The following is a 21,452-nucleotide window of genomic DNA, read 5'->3' as shown; positions in this document are numbered from 1 at the left end:
CGGGGTATACGAACTGCGAACCGCAGACCTAGAAGTCTGCGGTCTTGCGGGCGCGCACCTTACTGACGATCGAGAAGACGACGGCGATGGTCATCAGTGCGTAGAGCACGATCGTGATGCCGCTACCGACCAGAATCGTGGGATCGCCCTCACTGACTGCCAACGCGCGTCGGAGCGATTCCTCGGCGAGTGGGCCGAGGATCACCGCGATCAACACCGGTGCCAGCGGAATGTCGTAGCGGCGCATCATGAATCCGACGATGCCGAGCCCCAGCATGAAGATCAGGTCCACGATCGACGCACTCGACGCATAGACCCCGAGTGCAGCGAAGACCGAGATACCTGCGTAGAGGTAATTCTTCGGGATCTTGAGCAGCTGCGCCCACAAGGGTGCGAACGGCAGGTTGAGGATCAGCAGCACGATCATCGCAACGAACAAGCTGGCCAGCAGGGCCCAGACGATATCGCCGCTGCGCTCGAACAGCAGTGGTCCGGGCTGCATGCCGTATTGCTGGAAGGCCGCCAACATGATCGCGGCGGTCGCGGACGTCGGCAGACCCAGAGCCAGCAGGGCACCCATTGCTGTACCTGCGGTGGAGTTTCCGGCGGCCTCGGGACCGGCGACGCCGCGAATTGCCCCCTTGCCGAACATGGGCGTCGCGCGCTTGCGATCGAGCCTGCGCTCGGTTCCGTACGCCAGGAAGCTCGGCACTTCGGCACCGCCCGCGGGAACCACACCGAACGGCACACCGAATGCAGTGCCGCGCAACCATGCGGGTAGCGCATCGCGGAACTCGGCCTTGCTCAACCACGGTCGTCCCTGTGATTTGATCAGCGTCCGATCCTCGGGGCGGCCGATCTTCGACGCGATGTGGATGACCTCACCGAGTGCGAGCATGGCCACGGTGATGACGACGATGTGGATGCCGTCGAACAGGGCCGGTACCTCGAACGTGAATCGTGAAGCGCCGGAGGGCCCGTCGATGCCGATCACGGCCAGCGTGAGACCGATCAACAGTGCGGTCAGGCCTTTGAGCACGGAGTCCGACACCACCGCAGAGGTCGCGATGAAGGCGAATACGGCCAGGGCCAGGTACTCGGCGGGTCCGAAATTGGTTGCCAGCGATGCAAGAGTCGGGGCGAAGAACACCACCAGAGTCGTTGCAACGATGCCGCCGATGAAAGCGCCGATGGCAGAGGTCGCCAAAGCCTGTGGAGCCCGTCCGTTCTTGGCCATTCGATGGCCCTCGAACGTGCCGGCGATGGCGGTGCTGTTGCCGGGGGTGTTCATCAGAATTCCGGAGATTGAATCGCCGAACAGACCGCCGAAATACACTCCGGCGAACATGATCAGCGCGGCTGTGGGGTCGAGGGTGAACGTGACGGGCAGCAGCAGTGCCACCGCCATGGCCGATCCGAGGCCCGGTAGGACGCCGACGGCGGTGCCGAGCAGTGCGCCGACGAACACCCAGACGATGTTCATCGGAGTGAGCGCGGTGCCGAACCCGTCGAGAAGGTTGCTCAATGAATCCATCAGAAGTTCAGCTCCGTCAGAAGATCTGGGCGAGGACGCCGCCGGGCAAGTTCAGGCCGAGGCCCGCGGAGAATGCGATCTGAATTGCGCTCGAGACCAGAAGAGCCACTGCCGCGTCGAACACGTACCGGCGTCCGCCCAATCCGATCGACACACCCCAGAACAGCACTGCGCCGGCCAGGACCCAGCCGAGCGGGTCGAGCAGGGCGATGAACACAGCCACCGATCCAACGGTGATCGACAGCGTGCGCCAGTTGCTGACCGAACCGCTGTGCGGTATTCCGTCGTCGTCGACTCCACGGTCGATCACCTCGGGGGTGACCATCAGTTGGATGGCGACCAGGACTGCGACGACGAAGCAGCCACCGGCGACGATAGCCGGAAACACTTGTGGGCCAGGTGAAGTGGCAGTGGCCGGCACTTCCATGGTGACAGTTCCGTAGACCAGGAACACGCCGAGCGCGACGAGCAGAGCGGGGACGATCAGCCCACTGCGGCCCGTCCAGAAGGATCGGCTCGTTTCGGTAGTCGTCGTTGTCATACCAGCCCCAACTCCTCGAGAATTCCGGTGATACGTGCCTGCTCGACGTCGAGGAACTCTCCGAATTCGTCCCCGCTCACCACAGATTCCTTCCAGCGGTTGCGTTCGACGGCCGTCGCCCACTGCTCGGTCTCGACCATCTCGCCGACGATCTCGATGAGAGTCTGTCGGTCCTCGTCCGAGATCCCCGGTGGCGCAACGATTCCTCGCCAGTTGACGAGATCGACGTTGTAACCCTGTTCGATGAAGGTGTCCACATCGAATCCGTCGAGCGGTTCGGGCGATGCCACGGCGAGAGCGCGCACGTTGCCTGCCTCGATCTGATCGCGAAAGTCGTTGAAACCACTGACTGCAACGCCGACGGTGTTGGAGAGCAGAGACGTCAGCACTTCACCGCCGCCGGAGTAGGCAATGTAATTGATTGCGGCAGGGTCGATGTCGGCTTCTTGTGCCAACTGCCCGGCGACGATGTGGTCGATGCCGCCGAGTGAGCCGCCGCCGATAGGAAGTCCGCCCGGGTTGGCCCGCCAGGCCTCGATCATGTCGTCCAGATTCTGGATCGGTGAATCCTGGGGGACGACGAACACCTCGAAGTCCTCGGCGAGCTTGGCGATCGGGACGGTGTCGGCGAGAGTGGTCTCGGACCTGTTGATCGCGATTCCGCCGAGCATCACGGTGCCGGTGATCATCACCGTCGTCGGCTGACCTGCGAGGTTTTCGAGCTGGCTCAGACCGATGGTGCCACCGGCTCCGGGAACGTTGACGACCTGGGCATTGTTGACGATGCCATCGCTGCGCAGCGCCTGCTGCGATTCGCGTGCCACCAGATCCCAGCCTCCGCCCGCGGCGGCCGGTGCTATCAAGGTCAGTTTGGCGCGGGCGTCGGAGCCGCTGGTACTGCGGGCGGCGTCGATGCCTGCCACAGTCACCGCTCCCACCACCACCAATGCACCGACAGTTCGTAGGAGTGTGGGAGAGATCGCCATCAGAGACCTTTCGTGTGATGTGTCACAGCGTCAGGTTAGATACAGTCTGTCTGATTAGTCCAATTCACAAAAACCTCGAGGTTGACCTCGGTGGATTCGAGCAACGGGAGAGACCGTGTCGGTAGCGAGCGCAGTGGCAGTAGCTATGAGCAACACACCGGAGGGACACGAAGCATTGCGCCGCGGTGCTGCCGAGGCCGAACTGCGGCGGGCTTCATTGGTCGTGTTGTCCGTGGTGGACCGGGATTCGATATCGGCCGAGGACCGTAGCGCGGCGCAGGCCGAGGTTCAGCGGGTGCTCCCGGGAGCGGCTCCGACCCTGCGCGTCGAGCCCGATGGCGGCGATCCGGCGGGCGCATTGGTCGATCTCGTTGCAGACGTCGGCGCGAGCTTGGTCGTCATCGGCTCCAAGCGTCGATCCGCGGTGGGCAAGTTCCTGATGGGGAGCACGGTGCAGCGGGTGCTGCTCGATTGCCCGGTTCCAGTGCTCGTCGTGAAGGCACCGTGATCCGATACCGACGCTGACCCGGTAGTATCGGACAAACTTCACCCAAGACAACCCCGAGGAATCATGGACAGCGATAAACCCGGGCCGGACACGGCCCCCCGCACTACAGCTACTACGTGCGAGGCGGTGTCCGGCGGATGAGCGTTCTGCTCACTCTTTTGCTCGGCCTGCTCGTCGTTTTTCTCATCACTGTCGCAACCGGATACTTCGTTGCGCAGGAATTCGCCTACATGACCGTGGACCGGTCCCGCCTGAAGGCGCGTGCCGAAGCCGGTGACGCCGTCGCGGCCCGTACATTGACGGTCACCAAGCGCACCTCGTTCATGCTGTCCGGTGCCCAGCTGGGCATCACGGTCACCGGACTTCTGGTCGGCTACGTCGCCGAACCGCTGATCGGCCAGTCGTTCGGCACGATGCTGGGCGGCATCGGAATTCCGACCGCTGTCGGCGTGGGACTCGGTGCCGTTCTGGCGCTGACGTTCTCGACGTTCGTGCAGATGCTGTTCGGCGAACTGTTTCCGAAGAACTTCGCGATCGCTCGTCCCGAACCGGTCGCTCGATGGCTCTCACTGTCGACGACCATCTATCTCAAACTCTTCGGCTGGTTGATCACCATCTTCGACCAGTCCTCGAACCTGCTGCTCAAAGCACTGAAGATCGAGCCCGTGCACGATGTCGAGCACTCGGCAAGTCCCCGCGATCTCGAACACATCGTGTCCGACTCGCGTGAGACCGGTGACCTCCCGGAGGAGCTCTCGACGCTCCTCGATCGGATTCTCGACTTCCCGACGCGCAACGTCGAACATGCGATGATCCCGCGTTCACGTGCCGCGACCGTGCGCGATACCGACACGCTGGGGGAGGTGAAAACGTTGATGGGGCAGGAACATTCGCGTTACCCGGTGCTGAACGAGGACGACGGAATCGTGGGTGTGGTGCATCTGCACGACGTGCTTGACTCCGCCGAACCCGATGCGACGCCGATCTCCGGTCTTGCCCGCGAGGCGCTGATTCTGCCCGAGATGCAGAGCCTGCCCGATGCGATGCGCGAACTGCGGGCGACCCGCAACCAATTGGCCTGCGTCATCGACGAATACGGCGGACTGACCGGCGTCATCACCATCGAGGATCTGGCCGAGGAACTGGTCGGTGAGATCACCGACGAGCACGACGACGGTGTACCGGACCCGAGCCCGGTCAGCGCCGACGACGGTAGTTGGACGATGGCGGGCGAGGTGCACATCGACGAGGTCGAACGCGCGATCGGGGTGGATCTGCCCGAGGGTGATTACGAGACCATCGCCGGTTTCGTCATCGCGCACCACGGTTCGCTGCCGGGAGTCGGAACCCGAATCGAAGTGGATCTACCGCCCGACAACGCCGATCTCGCCAATGACGACGAGACGCCCGTTCGATTCGTCACCGTGGAGGTGCAGGAGATCGACAGCCACGTGCCCTCACTGCTCACTCTCACCATCGACGAGCGAGCAACCGAGCACGACGAGAATTCGGCCGAGACCGACGCCGCAGGAGCACATCGATGAGCAATATCTGGGTATTCCTCGCCGTCACCATCGGTCTCATTGCGGCGAGTGCGTTCTTCGTCGCAGTGGAATTCGCGTTGCTCGCGGCCAAGCGGCACCGCCTCGAAGATGCTGCACCGAACTCGCGGGCCGCACGGGCCGCGTTGCGTAGTTCGTCGGAGTTGACCGTGCTGCTCGCCGGCTCTCAGCTCGGCATCACCATCTGCACGTTGGCGCTCGGTGCGACCACCAAACCCGCCGTGCACTACTGGCTCACGCCTCTGTTCGGCAGTATCGGCCTTCCGTACTGGTTCGCCGATGTTCTCGGTTTCGTCCTCGCGTTGATCATCGTCACCTTCTTGCATCTCGTCGTCGGCGAGATGGCTCCGAAATCCTGGGCCATCGCGCATCCGGAGAAGTCGGCCACGATGCTCGCACTTCCCATGCGCGGGTTCATGTTTCTCACGCGTCCGGTGTTGACGGTGTTGAACAACATGGCGAACTGGTGCCTGCGCAGGGTCGGGGTGGAGCCTGCCGATCAGGTGGGCTCGGGCCAGAACGCCGACGACCTGCGTCAGCTCGTCGAGCATTCGGTCAATGTGGGGGCGCTCGACGCCAGCTACCAGGCCCAGATCTCCGGTGCGCTGGAGTTGCAGGATCTTACCGTCGGGGATCTGGTTGCCCAGAGCGGCACGCCCACATCGGTGTCGTCCTCGGCGTCCATCGACGACGTGCGGGAGGTCTCGCGCATCAGTGGACATCTGAGGATTCTCGTCAGCGATGACGATGTGGTGAAAGGTGTTGTGCACGTTCGAGATACGTTGACCGATGCGGAGGATCTGGCGCAGATAACGCGTCCGGCCTACACGCTCGATTCCACCACCCCGGTGTACGTGGCGCTGGCCTCGATGCGGGAAACCAGGCACCACCTGGCGTTGGTGGTCGACGCGTCGGTCGGTGCGGGCGAGAGCTCACGCACGATCGGCGTCGTCACTCTCTCGGATGTGCTGACGCGGCTTCTGCCCGAACCCGTCTGACTCGAGTACCGCACGTGCTCGAAGCATCCCCGCCCGGACTGTTCTGCCGAGCGGGGATGCTTCGTTGTGCCTCGTCTTCTACCCGAATCAGATCGGGGCGATGACCAGAAGGTGTGCCCAGTACGACGCGACGTCGTGGCCGAGCTGGGGGAGCAGCACGTCGTAGAGCAGGTAGGACATCATTGCCGTCGAACTCCTTGTTCAGCGGGTCGTTGCCGACTCGCATGCCGAGACTTGTAGGTCATTGAAACTGTAGATGACCCGGCCCTCGGCGGCATCAACATCGCCTACCGGTCTTTTCGGAGGCGGACGTCAGCCGATGCAGCCCTGCAATGTGGTGAAGCTGCCTGCGATGCCTGCGCCCTCGCATACTGCACCCTCGGGGGTGAGCGTGATCGTCGAACCCGGCGCGGCCACTGCGATCGACAGGCCGAGACCGGACGCGGTGTTCTGCGCGAGGGCGCCTGGGCCGAAGGCGATTGCTGCGGGTGCGCCGCCGAAACTGCCGTTGCTGACGGCGGTACCGCCATTGAGCCCCAGTGCGAGGGCTGCAGCGTTGTTCATGGCCTCGGCCGACCCCCAGCCTTCGAGCCCGACGCCGGCTGCGGCGCTCGCGCCATCGGCCGAGCTGTCGCACTGAGATCCGCCCGCGAGAGCAGTGATGTCCATGCCTCCCGGTGCGGTGGTGCACGCGACCGGAGCTGCGGACGCCGTGCCCGGCACCAGGGCCGCGAAGGTACAGGCGAATCCGAATGCTGCCGCTCCGCCGAGAATTCTCTTGGTGTGGAACATGGTGAATGCCTCCCGAGATCGGTGTGTCGGCACCGGTGTGCCGCGTGTCGAGGGGGCTGGGCCAGTTCTGTCAGGGACCCGACTCCCTGGTTTCGAGTGTGGCTTCGGCGAGCGACGGCGCGGATTCGCGAACATCTCGAATAGGTCTCGGTTCAGCAACGAAAAGATAACGCACCATTGGGGGTGGTCGGTCCCTAGGATGGCGTCATGATCGGGCGCATCGACGAAATCGTGTTCGACTGCACGCAACCGGCGGTGCTGGCGCAATTCTGGGCCGGGGTGCTCGGCGGGCAACCGGAAGCACGCGACGACTCGTGGTCCTTCGTGGATGTTCCCGGGTTCACCCGCCTGGCATTTCAGCGAGTTCCGGAGGGGAAGGTCGTCAAGAACCGACTGCACCTCGATGTCGATGTACCGAACATCGACGACGCGGTGGTTCGGGCGGTCGGTCTCGGTGCGACAGTGGTCGGCCAGAAGCACTCCGACGCGGCCGGATCCTTTCAGGTATTGCTCGACCCCGAGGGCAACGAGTGGTGCTTGGTGACCCCGCCTGGAACAAGCCCCGGTGCGTCAGCGCGCGTCGTGCTCGGCGCGTGACTCCAGCACGGTCGGCATCGAGCCTTCGATGAGTTCGATGAGATCGGTCAATCGTGATCCGACCTCGCGACCGAGTGGGGTCAGGCTGTATTGCACTTTCGGCGGAATGGTTTCGAGCACGGTACGCACTGTCAGGCCGTCGCGTTCGAGGGTCTGCAGAGTTTGCGCGAGCATCCGTTCACTGACTCCGTCGACGCGTCGGCGGAGGGCATTGAATCGGTAGTCGCCCTCGGTGAGTGCGGCCAACACCAGTACTGCCCAGCGGCTCGTCGCGTTGTGGAGCGTCTGCCTGGACGCGCATTCGCGTGCGAAGACGGATGCTGCGAGAGATTCGGCTGCCTCGGACATCCGACCATGTTAGCGCAAGCAAATCCGGAAGTGCTATTGATCGATGTTGCACTGCACGAAAAGTAAGTGCATGATGCATATAGCTTGATACTTCAACTTCAGGAGCGATCTTCATGACCACAGCAATCACCGGAGCAACCGGCAATCTCGGCGGGCTCGTCATCGCCTCGCTGCTCCGCCGCGGCGTCGCACCGGCCGATATCGTCGCCGTCGTGCGCAACGCCGACAAAGCGGCCCCGCTCGCCGAGCGCGGTCTTGTCGTGCGCGTGGCCGACTACAGCGACACTGCCGCCCTGACCTCGGCATTCGCGGGAGTGGACACGGTGCTGCTGATCTCGGGATCGGAAGTGGGCCAGCGAATTGCGCAGCACAACAACGTGATCGAGGCCGCGGAGGCGGCCGGAGTGGGCCTGATCGCGTACACCAGCCTGCTGGCCGCCGACAGGTCGGGAGTGAGCCTGGCACCTGAGCACAGGGCCACCGAGCAGCGCCTGACCGCGTCCAGCATTCCCGCGGTGTTCCTGCGTAACGGGTGGTACTGGGAGAACTACCTCGGATCGCTCGCCCAGACCGTCGACGGCGGAGTTCTGCTCGGCGCAGCCGGCAGCGGCACAATTGCCGCGGCCTCGCGAGCCGACTACGCAGAAGCGGCCGCTGCGGTCCTGACGTCGAGCAACCAGGGCGGGAAGATCTACGAGCTCGGCGGTGACGAACACCTGAGCTACGCCGATCTGGCCGCCATCATCGCCGACCTCTCCGGAAAGCCGGTCGTCTACAAGGATCTCGGCGAGGCCGAGTACGCGACCGTACTCCAGGGCGCAGGCCTGCCGGACGTCGTGGCGACCATGCTCGCCAGTGCTGACGCCGGAATCTCTCGCGGTGAGCTCGATACCGACTCCGGTGACCTGCAGGCTTTGATCGGGCGTGCGTCCACTCCCGTCGCCGAGATATTTCGCGCGGCACTGTGACGGGGATCGCTGCGCTCCTTGTACCGTGGGCGCGGTGAATCACAAGACGACCCGCACCCTGTTCCTGGCCGCCGCCGCTTCGCTCGCGCTGATCACCGGTGCGTGCAGTTCGGACGCCGACACCTCGGCAACTGCCACGTCCACCACCGCTTCCAGCTCCACCGCTGGTTCGGCCGAGGCAGCGGCGGCCAGCACGTGCCCTACGGCCGCCCCTGATGCATCGGCAACACCCGAGTGGACGCTGGCCGGCGACACCGGCAGCATCGCCGTCGTCGGACCCACGGACACCACGGCCCCTGCGGTCACGGTCGAGACGCCGTTCAGTGTCGCCGAGACGCAGGTCGAGACGCTGCAGGCCGGAGATGGCCCGGTCGTCGCCGACGATGCGACGGTATCGGTGTGCTACATGGGTGTGAACGGACGCGACGGCACGACGTTCGACAGCAGCTACGAGCGAGGAGCGCCGGTCGAGTTCCCGCTCGGCGGCGTGGTTGCGGGCTTCCAGAAGGCCATCGCCGGACAGACCGTCGGCTCGACGGTCGCCGTCGCGGTCACCTCGGCAGACGGTTACCCCAGCGGGCAGCCGCAGGCCGGAATCGAACCGGGCGACAGCCTGATCTTCGCGATCTCGATCCTCGGCGCGAACTGAGTGCGTAGCCGCAGTGGTGCGGCGCGACCGATCCGGAAACGGAGCCGCACCACTGCCGCAAGCACTACACCGTCGACAGCTGCTGAATCGTGGTCGCTCCACCTGGGGTGGGCGTGGTGGTGATGAAGTTCGAGTCGTAACCCAGCGATTCGACGACGCCGCGGATCTCGCGGAACTGCTCGACGCTGACGTCGGGCGTGCGCTTGAGCACGAATCCGGACGTGCGGGCCGGGCTTCCGACGAATGCCCAGGAGTAGTCCTCGGCGATGTAGGCCACGATGTAGTTGGTCGGACCGTCCAGGCTCTCCTGGGTGGGAACGCCCGGGAAGCTCACGTGCAGTTGGGCATTGGTGGTGGTGTCATTGACCCGTGCGTTACCGACGATGCGGTTTTCCTGACCGGTCCAGGTGGTGCAGGTGTTCTCGACGCGAATGTTCGACGCGTCGATCAACTGGTAGTTGGCCTGGGTGTCGCGCGCACAGATCAGGTTGAACGGCTGCGGTACTGCAGCAACCTGGTTCCAGGTGCCGAGGTAGCGGTCGATGTCCAGCGACGCGACCGGGGCGAGCGGTTCGAGGCCGACCGATCCCAACGGGCCCACCGGTTGCGCTTGCGCGGGGGTAGCGGCAAGCAGTGCGCCCGCCAGGACGGCACCGGCAAGTGCGGTGCGGCCGAATGCGTTACGGATCTTCATCAATTCGCTCCTTGTGTTGTGGTCGTGCCGGGTGTTGATTTCGTGCCGGGTGTTGTGGTCGTGCCGGAATCGAGTGTGTTCGGCCACCAGATCCGCGGGCCGATGAGGGTGAACAGGGCGGGGATGACGACGGTTCGTACCACGAAGGTATCGAGCAGAATGCCGAGTCCGACGATGATGCCGAGCTGGGTCAGGGTGATCAGAGGCAGCACGCCGAGCACACAGAACACTGCTGCCAGAACGATTCCCGCGCTCGTGATGACGCCGCCGGTGGCCGATACGGCCCGCACGATGGCAGATCTGGTGCCGTGGAGATGTGTTTCCTCGCGGGTCCGGGTGACCAGGAAGATCGTGTAGTCCACCCCGAGGGCGACGAGAAACAGGAACGCGAACAGCGGTGTGTTGTCGTCGAGTGCAGGAAATCCGAAGATGTGCAGGCTCACCCAACTGCCGATGCCGATCGCGGCCACTGCGCTCAGCACCGTTGTCGCGACGAGAATCAGCGGTGCCACAACAGCTCGTAGCAGCAGTACCAGGACCGCCAGCACCACCACGAGGATTGCGGGAATCACCACGAGGCGATCGCGAGCAGAGGCATCGGTGGTGTCGAGCGCTTTGGCGTCGCTACCACCGACTCGGGCACCGTCCACATCGGACAGTGCCGAGCGCAGATTCTCGACCACGGTGAACGACGCGTCCGACGCGGGGGCAGCGTCGGTGACGACCGACAGGCGGGTCAGGCCCGTGTCGGAATCTGCGACGCGATCGACCGAGACGACTCCGCCGATGCCCTCGACGATGCCGATCACCGAGTCGACCTCGTCGGTGGGTGCGAGAACCGTGATCGGGTCGGCAGAACCGGCCGGAAAGTGTTGCGAGAGAGTATCGAAGCCCTCGACGGACTCGGCGGTCACTCGGAACTGCTCGGTTTGGGAGAGTCCGATCTGGGTCCCGAACAATGCCGCGCAGCACGCCAACAGGGCAGCGATGGTGACCGAGGCCGTCACCACGGGACGCTTCGCGACGCCCGCCGCCACCGAGTGCCAGACGCCCTCGGTGGTGGTGTCTCGGTCGGTCTCCTTGGGCGCGAACGGCCAGAACAGCTTCGGGCCGAACAGGGCCAGTAGCGGAGGCAGTACGAACAGGACGAAGACCGCTGCGACCACGAGGCCCGCGGCGGCGAGAGCTCCCAGGCTGCGTGTGCTCGGCAGGATCGCCAACAACAAGGTCAGCAGCGAGAGCACGACGGTTGCATTGCTGGCCACGATGGCAGGTCCTGCGTGCCGGACGGCGTTCCGCAGGGCACGCCGGTGATCGGACTCGCGACGCAGTTCCTCGCGGTATCGAGAGATCAGCAGTAACGCGTAGTTCGTCCCGGCACCGAACACGAGCACGCTGGTGATGCCCGAGGTCGAACCGTCGAACGAGAGTCCGGTGGCCTGTGCGAGGACGGTGCCGACAGTGGTGGCGAATCGGTCGGCGAATCCGATGACGGCCAGCGGAACCAACCACAGGATGGGTGACCGGTAGGTGACGATCAGTAGTACTGCCACCACGAGGGCGGTGACGGCGAGAAGCGTGAAGTTGGCACCGGAGAAGGAGTTCGCGATGTCGGCACCGAACGCAGGTCCGCCGGTGACCTGAGCGCGCAGATCGGGCGGGAGGTTCTCGGTTGCTGCGCTCCGCAGGTCGGTGATCAGGTCGTCGAGAGTGAAGCCCGACAACTTCGAATCGACCTGGACGATCGCGATAGCGGCCTTTCCGTCGGGTGCCACGATCGGGGGAGGGCCGGGTTGGTCGGGGACCGAGCGATCGACGGCGAGCAGCCTGTTCTGAGCGGCGGTGGCGGCGTCGATATCGGCGGGGGTCAGGTCTGCGCCGTCGGGGCGACTGAGCACCAGAATCACGGGCGCGGTGTCGGAATCCGGAAACTCGGCCAGCAGTTGGTCCACCTGATACGACTCGGCGGAGGTCGGCAGTGAATTCGGCGACTGGCCCGCGGAATCGTTGCTGCCGACGAGCCCCATCACGGCACCGGAAAGGACGAGGATCGCCAGCGCGATAGCCCAGGACCTTCGGTGCGTGACTGCTGCGGCGATGCGGTCCCAGGCGTCGTTGCGGTCGGTTCGGGTACTGTCCACGTTCTAAACAATCTCATTAACTTAGATGTTAAGCAACTGAATCTATTGCGGGCAGTACGCTGACGGTGACCGATGCGAAGGAGTTACCACCGACATGTCCGACCGAAACCACCTCGAATCCGCGATATCAGCGGATCTGCGAGCGTTGTCTTCGGTCTCCGAGCAGATCGGCCAGGTGTTCGGTGCCCTGCACAATCTGCGGCCCAACGACTTTCGAGCATTGCTGCATGTGATGGTCGCCGATGTGGAGGGTTCGCCCCTCACCGCAGGCGAACTCGGCGCAATGCTGGGGCTGTCCTCTGCGGCCATCACCTATCTGGTCGAGCGCATGATCGCTTCGGGGCACATTCGGCGAGAGTCGGACGTATCAGACCGCCGCAAGGTGATTCTGCGGTACGACGAGCACGGGATGGAGGTGGCTCGGGGCTTCTTCGGCCCCCTCGGTGTACGCACCAGTGCCGCTCTGGCGGACCTTCCCGACGCCGATCTGGCAGCCGCCCATCGAGTGTTCGAATCCCTCATCGGTGCCATGCGCGAACACCATGCCGACCTGGGCAACCGCAGTCGAACATGAATGCAGGCACCGCCTGACGTTCGAGACGCTGGTGGGCGGCCTGCTCGAGCCGATGCTGGACGCTGAGGCTGCCGGTGACGTAGGGTTGGCAGCGGTTGAGCTAACAGCCGGTCACGGGGAAACGCAGCGAAGTCGGCGTCCGGGTCGGGCATCACAATGCTCCCACTGCGTCAATCGGTTTCCCCCTCAGTTCGACCGATCGATGGGATCTGCCATGAGTGTTGAATCTTCAGGCAACAAAGTCCGAACTACCTCGTCGGCCGTCGCGGAAAAGTCCGTATCCGTGGCAGCAACCGGCGCAATCTTCACCGCACACGATGGACCGGACGGTTCACTGATCGTCGCTGTTCACGGGGATATCGATATGCGCAGCGCGCCCATGTTCTCCGATTTCGTGTGCAGTCGCATGTCCAGCAGAGCGCATGTGACCCTCGAGCTGACCGATGTCGATTTCTTCGGTATCGCGGGACTCACCGTGTTCGATGCGGTACGCGAATACACCGCAGGCATCGGGGCAACCTGGTCGGTCGTCGCGGGACGTTCGGTCTCGCGCCTGCTGCAGGTCGCACAGCTCGACTCCACGATTCCGATGGCTCGACCGTCGAACGGGCGGTAGTACTTCGGCAATCTTCAGTGCTCCGGCGATCATCGCCGCGATAAGAGGTGGGCAGCTCCGATATCGGGGCTGCCCACTGTTGTGCACGGGCATGCCCCGGTCGGTTCATCGACCGCCGGTCCATCGACATCAGGTGCACCGACTCCGGCAGAATCGGACGGCTGCAACCGATCTGTAATGCCGTCCGATTCCGTTGCGGGACAGTCGATCTAGTCCTTTGTTCCTTCGGAGTCACTGAAGAAGGCCCACTCGCCGTCGTGCTCGACTTCCAGTCGCCACCCCAGGTCCTCGTTGTCTGCGCGACTGTCCTTGAACCAGGCCTGCGCGTCCTCGGCACTGGAGATGTCCTTGGTATCGACGACGGTTCCGTGCGGATCGATCACTCTGTAATTTGCCATGACCTCGGGATGCCCCGATGTGGCACAACCTAATCCACGCCGGATCGCTCCCTGGGAAGCGGCGGCCGGCTCCCGCGGTCCGCGAATGCGCGCGCATTCGTCGAATGCGTGCGAAATCGTCTCAGTAAAGGGGAGATTCCGCGCGCACCTGGCAAACGCGCGCGCATTCGCGGTGATCGACTCGACCGGAGAACCCGCTACCTACGCGAGATCAGCGAGCGCGCGAAGAACATCAGGTTCGCAGGCCGCTCGGCCAGCCTGCGCATGAAATAGCCGTACCACTGCTCTCCGTACGGCACGTACACCCGAACGTGTCGATCGGCGTCGACGAGCCGCCGTTGCTCCGGATCGCGTATCCCATAGAGCATCTGGAACTCGAATTCATCGGAAGACCGCCCTGCGGATGTTGCCAGCCGCTCGGCAGCCTCGATCATGTCCGGGTCGTGCGAGGCGACCATCGGATATCCGCTGCCCTCCATCAGCACCTGCAGGCACCGCAGATAGGAATCGGACACCTCGCGAGCGCTCTGAAACGCCACCGACGACGGTTCGTTGTACGCCCCCTTGCACAGTCGGATCCGCGATCTCGGCCCCGACAGGGCGACGCAGTCCGCCTCGGTGCGCCGCAGGTACGCCTGCAGCACCGTGCCCAGATCGGGGAAATCCGCGCGCAGTTCGCGGACGATCGACAGCGTCGAGTCGGTGGTCGTGTGGTCCTCGGCATCCACCGTCACCCACACTCCGGCTGCCTCGGCCGCGGTGCAGATCGTTCGCGCATTCTCGAGCGCGAGACTGCGGTCGATTCCCTGGCCGAGCGCCGACAACTTGAGCGAGACCTCCAGCGCTCTTCCGCTCGTGTCCCTCGTCGAAAAGCGTTGTATCAGAGACAGATACGAATCCACGGTGGCGGCAGCCTGGGAGCGGTCGGTGGTATCTTCGCCGAGATAGTCCACCGAAACGAAGCGGCCGGAGGACAGGAGCGTATCGACGGCGGCGACGGCCGCAGGTTCGGACTCTCCTGCAACGAATCGGTCGACGAGCGATCGGGTCGCCCGAATCCGGGTGAGACCGGCCTGCAGTTTCGAGGACCTGGCCGCCGCCAGCAGCGCCGGCCGAAGGGGATTGTTGAGCACGGTGGTCATCGCGTTCCCTCGCCTTCCTGGTGTGGGTAGCCGTGGGTGGTCGGCGGGACGAACGTTTCCTTGACGGTGCGGGCGGAGGTCCAGCGCAGCAGGTTCTGCAGTGACCCGGCCTTGTCGTTGGTTCCCGAGGCGCGAGCGCCACCGAACGGTTGCTGACCGACCACGGCACCGGTCGGCTTGTCGTTGACGTAGAAGTTCCCGGCCGCGAATCGCAATGCCGCGTGGGCCTGTTCGACGGCAGCGCGATCGGTGGCGATGACTGCTCCGGTCAGTGCGTACTTCGATCCGGTGTCGACGGTGCGCAGCGTCTCGGCGTAGCCGTCGGGCTTGCTGTCGTCGTAGACGTGCACGGCGAGGATGGGGCCGAAGTACTCGGTGGTGAAGGCCTCGTCGGTCGGGTCGTCGCCGAGGAGGACGGTGGGGGAGACGAAGTATCCCTCGGAGTCGTCGCAGGTTCCGCCTGCAGCGACGGTCAGGCTCGGCACCGACTTGGCCCGGTCGAGGGCAGCTGCGTTGCGGTCGAATGCCTTTCGGTCGATGACTGCCCCGCCGTAATTCGACAGGTCGGTCACGTCGCCGTACTTCAGCGCCGAAACCTGCTCGATGAACGTCTCGCCCATCTTCGCCCACACCGATTTCGGGACGAAAGCCCGCGATGCTGCCGAGCATTTCTGGCCCTGGAAGTCGAATGCACCGCGAATCATGGCCGTGGTCAGCACATCCGGATCGGCGGAGCTGTGCGCGACGATGAAGTCCTTGCCTCCGGTCTCACCGACCAGACGCGGGTAGGAGTTGTAGTTCGAGATGTTGTTGCCCACCTCGCGCCACAGCGTCTGGAACGTCGCGGTGGAGCCGGTGAAGTGAATGCCGGCCATGCGCGGATCGGCCAGGGCCACCTCCGAGACCATCGGCCCATCGCCGAGGACCAGATTGATCACCCCTGGTGGTAGTCCTGCGGCTTCGAGCAGTTGCAGTGTCAGGTACGCGGCCACGGCCTGGGTGGGAGAGGGCTTCCACAGCACGGTGTTGCCCATCAGCGCAGGCGCGGTGGGTAGGTTGCCCGCGATGGCGGTGAAATTGAACGGGGTGATGGCGTAGACGAACCCCTCGAGCGGGCGGTATTCGAGCCGGTTCCACACTCCCGGAGCCGATACCGGCTGATCGGCGAGGATCTGCCGAGCGAACGCGACGTTGAACCGCCAGAAGTCGATCAGCTCGCAGGGGGCATCGATCTCGGCCTGGTATGCGGACTTCGACTGACCGAGCATCGTTGCCGCTGCGATCCTTTCGCGCCACGGACCCGACAGTAGATCGGCCGCGCGCAGGAAGACCGCAGCGCGCTCGTCGAACGGTAGATCCCGCCACATCGGGGCCGCTGCGCTGGCGGCGTCGATGGCATCGCGCACATCCTGGTGACCGGCACCGGCGAAGCTGCCGATGACGGACGAGTGCCGGTGCGGCTCGACGACGTTCTCCACGGGACCGTCCGCATGTCGGTGTTCTCCGCCGATCACCTGTCGGATGTCCACGGGGGAGCCTCGGAGCTCGGTCAGGTGCGTACGCAGGCGAGAGCGTTCCGGGGTCCCTGGGGCGTAGGTGTTCACTGGCTCGTTGGTGGGGGTTGGTACGGATGTGACCGCGTCCATGGCTGCTCCTCGTCGTCGATGTCTTGTGCTCATTGAAGTCCGATCCGCAGGCCGTTCAATCAGCTCATCGGCCAAAGAATTCGTGATGTACTTGTCCGCATGGCCAACGCCGTCACGCTCCGAACACTGCTCGCATCACTGCACAGCGCGGTCGTCGAACTCGTCCTCGCCCCTGCCGGGATCGACATGACCGTCGGCTCGGTGGCGTTGCTCGACGCGGACGACCTCCGGCTGCCCCCCGGTGCCTGCGCCGATGTCACGCTGCTGGTGGGAGTAACCGAGGCCGAGGTGGTGCGCTGGCTCGACGATCTCGCGCTGCGCTCCACCACCGACAGGCCGCTCGCAGTTCTGACCAAGGTCGCCGACTCGGCTGCGCTGACGCACGGAGCGCGCGAGGCCGGTATCGCGTTGGTTGCCGTGCACCGGCAAACACGATGGGAACTGCTGCTGTCGATGACGCGCGGAGTGCTCGACCAAGTACGTGCGCACGACCCGGAGAACGACACCTTCGGGGCCGATACCGATCTGTACGAACTTGCGCAGACGGTCGCGTCACTGACCAAGGGCATGGTGAGCATCGAAGACGAGCGCTCACACGTGTTGGCCTACTCGGCGGCGGACGACGCAGCCGACGAACTGAGAACCCTGTCGATCCTCGGCAGAGAAGGACCCGCCGATTATCTGCGCCGACTGCACGAGCGCGGGGTGTTCGATCGCCTGCGTCGCACCGACGACGTCATCGACGTGCCCGCCGATCCCGAACTGGGGATTCGTCGACGCCTCGCGGTGGGGATTCGTCGTTTGATCGGTAGCTCGACGACTCTCGGGACCATCTGGGTGCAGGAGGGCCTCACTCCGCTCACCGGGGAAGCCGACGCGGTACTGCGCGGAGCCTCGGCTGTCGCGGCCCGGCTGATCACCCGCATCACCAACGCGCCGACCAACGAGACCCTGCAGATTCAGCGACTACTCGGGGCGCGGGGCGGCGGAGTGGACGTGCCCTCGCTGGCGTCGGCGCTGTCGATCCCCACCTCCGGGTCCTCGGCAGTCGTCGGGTTCGCTCCCTGCGGAGACTTCGACATCGGCACCCTGGCACCGTCGATCCGTCTGCACGCCAGCGCTTTTCGACGTGAATCCCTGGTCACCACCATCGGTGCGAGAATCTACGCACTGTTTCCCGGGGTGGCGTCGGGCACCCCGATTTCGGCCTGGACCGCCGATGCCGTCGGCCGGATCGAGACGCGGACCTCGCTGGCCCTGCGTGCCGCGGTGGCTGCGCCGATCGCAGACCTCGAAGCCGTGGCCGTAGCCAGATTCGAGGTGGATCGGGTACTCGACGGCACCACCGGGGAGGTGCGTGTCACGACGCTCGAAGAGTCGAGAACATCGGTGCTGCTGGGGGAGATTCTCGAACTGATCGGCAACCACGAACAGTTGCGTGATCCGCGTATCGCCGCCCTCGACCGATACGACGCATCCAACGACGCGAGAATGAGGGAGAGTCTGGACAGGTACCTGGCGTGCTTCGGCGACGTTCGGTCCGCTGCCGAGTCTCTGCACGTTCACCCGAACACTCTGCGTTACCGTATCCGCCGCGTCGAGCAGATCCTCGAGCTCGATCTCACCGATCCCGATGCACGTCTGCTCGTCGAGATTCAGCTGCGGATGTGATTGTCCGACACGGGAGTTCTCTCGGACATGGACCCAGCGGTCCGGTGAGTCAGTGCAGCTCGTGTACCGACTGTTTGCCGCTTTTGAGCCAGCGACTCGGAAGCCGACCGACCAACTCTCCGAGCGGGTGAACCGCTGCGGAGAGTATCTCCACGGAATCCTGCAGGATGTCGATCGAAATGCTCATCCGCTCGATGTTCGGTGCCACCGCTGTCAGCGTCTCGGAGAGTTTGACCAACTGATCGAGTGGACCGCCCTTGGCCGTCAAGCGCTCGACGGCTCCGTCCTCGGCCAGCATCGTCTCGAGGATGCCGTCCTCGGCGATGGCGCGTTCGATCAGGCCGTCCTGACGCGTGAGTACCTCGAGCGGGCCGTCCGTGGCCGTGAGCCGTTCGAGCGGACCGTTGGTGGCGGTGATGCGGTCGAGCAGGCCGCCCTCGGCGAGCAGTCGCTCGAGCGGTCCGTCCTCGGCGAGTAGCCGATCCAGGGGTCCTCCCGGCGCGAGAATCCGTTCGACCGGCCCACTCGGGGCCAGCAGCCGTTCGAGGGTCCCGTCCTCGGAAGTGAGGCGATCGACGACGCCTCCCTGGGCGAGCAGGCGGTCGAGGGGCCCGCCCTCCTTGAGTGCATTGCCCAAGGCGCGGTCGTCGGAGGTGAGCTGACCGAGTTGGGTGAGAAGCTGCATCGTGCCGCCGCGCGGGTTGGCCAGCGAGGCCACGCCTGCAGTATTGGACGCGCCGGTTGCCAATGCCATCCGGGTGGTCGCCAGGGCAACCTCCGCGACGCCGACTGCCTGCTCGGCGATCGCGAGTCCGGCGCGCGCGGGCAGTGTGATCGCTGACACCCAGTTCATCGTCTTACTGTAACTGCTCGTAGCTCGGAAAATCAGTGAAGAACCTTCAGTCCGATAACGCATCCGACAATGCCGAGCAGGAGCGCAACTTTGAGCAGCGAGGCGGCCTCGGCCCCGGTGATCATGGCGTACGTGACCGTCAGGGTGGCACCGATACCGACCCATACTGCGTAGGCGGTACCGGTGGGCAACGACCGCATCGCGATCGCGAGTCCGATCATGCTGAGCACCACCGCGACACCGAACACCACCGACGGCCCGAGTTTGGTGAAGCCCTCGGATTTGCCGAGCGCGGTTGCCCAGATCGCTTCGAGAACACCGGAGACGACGAGAATCAGCCAAGCCATGAGAGATCACTCCTCTGACACCGTCTTGTCTGAGCGGGTACGGTGCCCCTCGTCCGATTGTCGGAAGTGACTTGTACGATCGTACCAATTTGGGGCCGAAGTGGCCATATCAGTACGCGTACGTGTTCTCCGGTGCCTCGATACGTTCTACCGACGAGACCGTCATCGTGGGCGTGAATGCCGTCTGCTCGGTGGCAGTAGCCGCGTCGACGGTCCCCGAGACGCGCAGCCAGGTGCCCTCCGCAATGCCGTCGAGAGGGACGCGACCTGCATCGAGATGGATGCGAACGGACCTGGCGTCGGCCGCGCAGCAGATGATGAGGATGCGGGCGAGGTCGATGCCTTCTCTCGTGCCGTCGGCGCGCGGCGAGCCACCGTTTGCGGTGGCGACGGCGAATCCGGTGACGCGAATCTCCCGACCGTCGAGGCTGCCTTCGGTGTCCCTGACCGCGCGTTGGACGACCTCGAGGAGAGCAACCTCGGGCGCGTCCTCGTCCGGCAGGGGTGCAAACGCTGTCCTCTGACGATCGGCTGCCGAGGTGACGGATCGATCGCCGACGGCCGAGACGCCCAGCGCGGGCGGGGCGATGAACACGATGACCGCGAGCGGGACCAGAAGCAGCCAATACGGACGCGAATCATGATCGTGTCCGTCGTCGCCGGGCCCACCGCGGCGGATGTCGGCAACGATCGACGCAATCGCCAGGGCGACGATCACCACCCCGGCGGCCAGCAGATACGGGTGCAGCGACGGTTTGACGTATCGCACAAAGGTGCCGTCCAACGAGATCTTGACCGTGGCCCCGCCGAGGAACAGCAGCAGCAGATTCTGCACCTCACGTTTCATCGCGCACCCACCAACACGTAGCCGCTCACCGAGGCGCAGACGATCGCGACGACGAAGGTCAACGGGGCGAAGCGAGCAACGAAGGCGCGTCCGAAACTGCCCGCCTGCATCGCCATCAATTTCACGTCGACAGCAGGTCCGACCACCAGGAACACCAGCCGAGGCAACAGCGGCAGCATCGACATGCTGGCCGCGACGAATGCATCGGCCTCCGAGCACAGCGCCAGGATCACCGCCAGGACGGCCATGACCACGATGGAGAGCAGCAGCTGCCCAGCCAGATGCGCGAACACCCAGTCCGGAACCACCAGGTGCAGCAGCGCGGCTGCCGCTGCTCCGAACACGAGAAAGGCTCCGGCCTGGAGCAGGTCCGCCCGCGCAGACTCACGGAAGGTCTCCCACGGGGTGCCTTCGTGGCGGTGTTCGCGATCAGCGAGCCGTGCGGTGATCCACTCGGCCTTGCCGAATCTGGTCCACAGCCAACCCATCACCAGAGCTGTCGCCAGCGAGCCGAGGAACCGCGCGAGCACCATCGCCGGTTCGCCGGGGAAGGCCACTGCGGTGGAGACCAGGACGACAGGGTTGATCGCCGGTGCCGAGAGCAGAAATGCCAGAGCTGCAGAGGTAGGAACACCCTGATCCATCAACCGACGCGAGACCGGCACGGCCCCGCACTCACAACCGGGCAACGCCATTCCCGCGAGACCGCTCACTCCGACCGCAGCGGTGGCGTTCTTCGGTACCACCTTCTGCAGCACACGGGGCGAGACGAACGCGGCGATGCCACCGCTGACGAGCACACCGAGCACCAGGAAAGGCGTCGCCTGGACGAAAATCCCGGTGAACACCGTCGTACCGGTCCGCAGCGCCGGGGACGACAGGACCCACCGGGAAGCGTCGGCACCGAAGACGATGCCCAACACGAGCAGAGTTGCGAATACGTGCATGGATGAGATCGGACGCCGAGCCCGCGGACGGGAGTCGGTGTTCGCATCGAGCATCGCTGCCATCATGCCCCCTCCTCGGTCTCGCTGTTTCGG

General features: G+C 64.7%; 23 protein-coding genes and 1 riboswitch. Of the genes, 9 read left to right on the top strand and 14 right to left on the bottom strand.

The window, feature by feature from the left end; all coding sequences use genetic code 11:
- Positions 1-28 precede the first annotated feature (28 nt).
- Genes ACOQFP_RS07190 through ACOQFP_RS07180 form a run of 3 tightly spaced genes read right to left on the bottom strand, consistent with a single transcriptional unit; the run spans position 29 to position 3,061 of the window.
- Positions 29-1,534, bottom strand: coding sequence for a tripartite tricarboxylate transporter permease (locus tag ACOQFP_RS07190; protein WP_421583889.1), 1,506 nt, complete (start codon positions 1,532-1,534; stop codon positions 29-31).
- Positions 1,535-1,550: 16 nt separating this feature from the next.
- Positions 1,551-2,075: a tripartite tricarboxylate transporter TctB family protein gene (locus ACOQFP_RS07185; RefSeq protein ID WP_421583888.1), complete on the bottom strand. Its 525-nt coding sequence runs from the start codon at positions 2,073-2,075 to the stop codon at positions 1,551-1,553.
- A complete protein-coding gene (locus ACOQFP_RS07180) occupies positions 2,072-3,061 on the bottom strand; it encodes a tripartite tricarboxylate transporter substrate-binding protein (RefSeq protein WP_341244364.1) in 990 nt (329 codons plus the stop codon). Before ACOQFP_RS07180 ends, ACOQFP_RS07185 begins: the two co-directional genes overlap by 4 nt.
- A gap of 145 nt (positions 3,062-3,206) precedes the next feature.
- On the opposite strand from ACOQFP_RS07180, the gene ACOQFP_RS07175 reads away from it, so the two are divergent.
- The 3 genes from ACOQFP_RS07175 (at position 3,207) to ACOQFP_RS07165 (ending at position 6,129) form a co-directional block, all read left to right on the top strand.
- Positions 3,207-3,569 (top strand): universal stress protein, encoded by a 363-nt coding sequence (locus ACOQFP_RS07175; protein ID WP_206492176.1) that lies wholly within the window; start codon positions 3,207-3,209, stop codon positions 3,567-3,569.
- A 137-nt stretch (positions 3,570-3,706) separates the two neighbouring features.
- Complete coding sequence (locus ACOQFP_RS07170) at positions 3,707-5,113, top strand: hemolysin family protein (protein ID WP_421583887.1); 1,407 nt, start codon at positions 3,707-3,709, stop codon at positions 5,111-5,113.
- Positions 5,110-6,129 carry a hemolysin family protein gene (locus ACOQFP_RS07165; RefSeq protein ID WP_206492178.1) on the top strand — a complete coding sequence of 340 codons (1,020 nt, stop codon included), beginning with the start codon at positions 5,110-5,112 and terminating at the stop codon, positions 6,127-6,129. The genes ACOQFP_RS07170 and ACOQFP_RS07165 overlap by 4 nt, the downstream gene beginning before the upstream one ends.
- Before the next feature lie 312 nt (positions 6,130-6,441).
- Here ACOQFP_RS07165 and ACOQFP_RS07160 read toward each other — a convergent pair whose 3' ends face one another.
- Positions 6,442-6,921, bottom strand: a complete 480-nt coding sequence (locus ACOQFP_RS07160; protein WP_206492179.1) for a DUF6764 family protein — start codon at positions 6,919-6,921, stop codon at positions 6,442-6,444.
- A gap of 207 nt (positions 6,922-7,128) precedes the next feature.
- Between ACOQFP_RS07160 and ACOQFP_RS07155 the strand changes: the two genes are divergently transcribed.
- Positions 7,129-7,518, top strand: a complete 390-nt coding sequence (locus tag ACOQFP_RS07155) for a VOC family protein (protein WP_206492180.1) — start codon at positions 7,129-7,131, stop codon at positions 7,516-7,518.
- On the opposite strand, the gene ACOQFP_RS07150 is transcribed toward ACOQFP_RS07155, so the two are convergent.
- Positions 7,492-7,866 carry a winged helix-turn-helix transcriptional regulator gene (locus ACOQFP_RS07150; protein WP_206492181.1) on the bottom strand — a complete coding sequence of 125 codons (375 nt, stop codon included), beginning with the start codon at positions 7,864-7,866 and terminating at the stop codon, positions 7,492-7,494. The two genes, ACOQFP_RS07155 and ACOQFP_RS07150, sit on opposite strands and share 27 nt — an antisense overlap.
- Before the next feature lie 113 nt (positions 7,867-7,979).
- On the opposite strand from ACOQFP_RS07150, the gene ACOQFP_RS07145 reads away from it, so the two are divergent.
- Together ACOQFP_RS07145 and ACOQFP_RS07140 are read left to right on the top strand one after the other, a co-directional pair.
- Positions 7,980-8,834, top strand: a complete 855-nt coding sequence (locus tag ACOQFP_RS07145; protein ID WP_421583886.1) for an SDR family oxidoreductase — start codon at positions 7,980-7,982, stop codon at positions 8,832-8,834.
- 25 nt (positions 8,835-8,859) lie between these two features.
- On the top strand, positions 8,860-9,483 hold the full coding sequence (locus tag ACOQFP_RS07140; RefSeq protein WP_421583885.1) for an FKBP-type peptidyl-prolyl cis-trans isomerase: 624 nt from the start codon (positions 8,860-8,862) through the stop codon (positions 9,481-9,483).
- A gap of 64 nt (positions 9,484-9,547) precedes the next feature.
- Here the strand turns inward: ACOQFP_RS07140 and ACOQFP_RS07135 are convergent, their stop codons facing one another.
- Entirely contained in the window at positions 9,548-10,177 is a 630-nt protein-coding gene (locus tag ACOQFP_RS07135) for a lipocalin family protein (RefSeq protein ID WP_421583884.1), read from the bottom strand.
- Positions 10,177-12,204: an MMPL family transporter gene (locus ACOQFP_RS07130; protein ID WP_206492255.1), complete on the bottom strand. Its 2,028-nt coding sequence runs from the start codon at positions 12,202-12,204 to the stop codon at positions 10,177-10,179. The genes ACOQFP_RS07135 and ACOQFP_RS07130 overlap by 1 nt, the downstream gene beginning before the upstream one ends.
- Before the next feature lie 208 nt (positions 12,205-12,412).
- Between ACOQFP_RS07130 and ACOQFP_RS07125 the strand changes: the two genes are divergently transcribed.
- Both ACOQFP_RS07125 and ACOQFP_RS07120 read left to right on the top strand, forming a co-directional pair.
- Positions 12,413-12,892: a MarR family winged helix-turn-helix transcriptional regulator gene (locus ACOQFP_RS07125; RefSeq protein ID WP_206492185.1), complete on the top strand. Its 480-nt coding sequence runs from the start codon at positions 12,413-12,415 to the stop codon at positions 12,890-12,892.
- A gap of 283 nt (positions 12,893-13,175) precedes the next feature.
- Positions 13,176-13,508, top strand: a complete 333-nt coding sequence (locus ACOQFP_RS07120) for an STAS domain-containing protein (protein WP_341244360.1) — start codon at positions 13,176-13,178, stop codon at positions 13,506-13,508.
- A gap of 209 nt (positions 13,509-13,717) precedes the next feature.
- On the opposite strand, the gene ACOQFP_RS07115 is transcribed toward ACOQFP_RS07120, so the two are convergent.
- The 3 genes from ACOQFP_RS07115 to pruA all read right to left on the bottom strand — a co-directional run bounded on the left by ACOQFP_RS07115 (position 13,718) and on the right by pruA (position 16,694).
- Positions 13,718-13,906 carry a hypothetical protein gene (locus ACOQFP_RS07115; protein ID WP_206492187.1) on the bottom strand — a complete coding sequence of 63 codons (189 nt, stop codon included), beginning with the start codon at positions 13,904-13,906 and terminating at the stop codon, positions 13,718-13,720.
- Between the two features lie 197 nt (positions 13,907-14,103).
- Entirely contained in the window at positions 14,104-15,048 is a 945-nt protein-coding gene (locus tag ACOQFP_RS07110) for a proline dehydrogenase family protein (RefSeq protein WP_421583883.1), read from the bottom strand.
- Positions 15,045-16,694, bottom strand: a complete 1,650-nt coding sequence (gene pruA, locus ACOQFP_RS07105; RefSeq protein WP_421583882.1) for an L-glutamate gamma-semialdehyde dehydrogenase — start codon at positions 16,692-16,694, stop codon at positions 15,045-15,047. Before pruA ends, ACOQFP_RS07110 begins: the two co-directional genes overlap by 4 nt.
- A 99-nt stretch (positions 16,695-16,793) precedes the next feature.
- Between pruA and ACOQFP_RS07100 the strand changes: the two genes are divergently transcribed.
- Entirely contained in the window at positions 16,794-18,365 is a 1,572-nt protein-coding gene (locus tag ACOQFP_RS07100; protein ID WP_421583881.1) for a PucR family transcriptional regulator, read from the top strand.
- A 49-nt stretch (positions 18,366-18,414) separates the two neighbouring features.
- On the opposite strand, the gene ACOQFP_RS07095 is transcribed toward ACOQFP_RS07100, so the two are convergent.
- From ACOQFP_RS07095 to ACOQFP_RS07080, 4 genes are all read right to left on the bottom strand, one after another.
- Positions 18,415-19,218, bottom strand: coding sequence for an ABC transporter (locus ACOQFP_RS07095; protein ID WP_421583880.1), 804 nt, complete (start codon positions 19,216-19,218; stop codon positions 18,415-18,417).
- Positions 19,219-19,250: 32 nt separating this feature from the next.
- Complete coding sequence (locus tag ACOQFP_RS07090; RefSeq protein WP_341243407.1) at positions 19,251-19,565, bottom strand: SMR family transporter; 315 nt, start codon at positions 19,563-19,565, stop codon at positions 19,251-19,253.
- Between the two features lie 14 nt (positions 19,566-19,579).
- Positions 19,580-19,641: riboswitch (guanidine-III (ykkC-III) riboswitch) on the bottom strand.
- Between the two features lie 33 nt (positions 19,642-19,674).
- Positions 19,675-20,412, bottom strand: a complete 738-nt coding sequence (locus tag ACOQFP_RS07085) for a TIGR03943 family putative permease subunit (protein ID WP_421583879.1) — start codon at positions 20,410-20,412, stop codon at positions 19,675-19,677.
- Positions 20,409-21,413 (bottom strand): permease, encoded by a 1,005-nt coding sequence (locus tag ACOQFP_RS07080; protein WP_421583937.1) that lies wholly within the window; start codon positions 21,411-21,413, stop codon positions 20,409-20,411. Before ACOQFP_RS07080 ends, ACOQFP_RS07085 begins: the two co-directional genes overlap by 4 nt.
- Positions 21,414-21,452: the final 39 nt, after the last annotated feature.

This window comes from Rhodococcus sp. MALMAid1271 (genome assembly GCF_049195265.1).
GTDB lineage: Bacteria > Actinomycetota > Actinomycetes > Mycobacteriales > Mycobacteriaceae > Rhodococcoides.
The sequence above is the reverse complement of the archived record's forward strand: the minus strand, read 5'-3'. Positions and strand labels throughout refer to the sequence as shown.